The sequence below is a fragment of the Roseateles sp. genome, from assembly GCF_049240545.1.
Lineage (GTDB): Bacteria > Pseudomonadota > Gammaproteobacteria > Burkholderiales > Burkholderiaceae_C > Paucibacter_A.
In genome coordinates, this window is the sequence record NZ_JBMLSK010000312.1 from 1 (window position 1) to 1220 (window position 1220).

The window sequence follows — 1220 nt, forward strand, 5'->3', positions numbered from 1 at the left end:
GTGCGTATTCCGCGCGATCCCGGACGCCGTTCCGCTGTGATGGCGGACAGCATTCCGCCGTGATGGCGGACACCGTTCCACGCTGATGGCGGACACGGTTCCGCTGTGATCGCGGACACCGAAGCGGTGTTCTGAGTGACCCAACGAGGCATAGGCTGCCCGACTTTTTGGCCGGGAGAGGCGATGCCCACACCAAGGGTCCTCATGAGCAAGATCAGACAAGCACTTCGACTGCTGGCCGACTCCGGGTTGAGCACGCGGCAGGTGGCCGCTGCGCTGGGCGTGAGCAAGTCCTGCGTCAGCGAGATCGCGATGTACGCCCGCGACGCTGGGGTGGACTGGCGGCTGGCCAGCACCTTGAGCGACGACGAGCTGCAGTCGCGGCTGTATCCACCGCCGCGCCCTCGCAGCAGCACGCGCGTTGAGCCCGACTACGCCGCGCTGCACCAGGAACTCAAGCGCCCGGGCGTCACGCTGCAGCTGCTGTGGGAGGAGTACAGCGCCGGCGCAGCCGGTGCCGGCTACCGCTACAGCGCCTTCTGCGACAAGTACAGGGCCTGGGCCAAGCGCCTGAAGCGCTCGATGCGCCAGGTGCACCCTGCCGGCGAGCGGCTGTTCGTCGACTACGCCGGGCAGACCGTGCCCGTCATCGACCCGAGCAGCGGTGAGATCCGCCGGGCGCAGATCTTCGTGGGTGTGCTGGGCGCGTCGAACTACACCTACGCCTGCGCCACCTGGCGACAGACCGCCGCCGACTGGGTGGGCGCCATCATCGCCGCGCTGGAGTTCATCGGCGGCGTGCCGCGCCTGCTGGTGCCCGACCAGCCACGGGCGCTGATCGCCAACCCCGACGCCTACGAGCCCGTCACCGCCCGGCTGATGCAGGAGCTGGCCGAGCACTACGGCGTAGCCGTGCTGCCCGCACGCCCGGGTCGGCCGCAGGACAAGGCCAAGGTGGAGGTCGGTGTGCAGGTGGTCGAGCGCTGGGTCCTGGCGCGGCTGCGCCACCAGCGCTTCCATTCCCTGCCCGAGCTCAACCGAGCGATCCAGGGCCTGCTGGCAGACCTGAACCAGCGCCCGTTCAAGCGGCTGCCCGGCTGCCGCGCCTCGGTGTTCGCTGCCCTGGATGCGCCGGCGCTGAAGCCGCTGCCGGCCAACCCCATGGTGCTGGCCCAGTTCAAACCGGCGCGCGTGAACATCGACTACCACGTCGCCTTCGA

Annotated in this window: 1 protein-coding gene; it reads left to right on the top strand. The window is 69.5% G+C overall.

Annotated features, from left to right (window positions below; genetic code table 11):
* Positions 1 to 204: 204 nt before the first annotated feature.
* The coding region (gene istA / locus ACOVRJ_RS19510) for an IS21 family transposase (RefSeq protein ID WP_422045491.1) at positions 205 to 1220 on the top strand (1016 nt) is incomplete at its 3' end.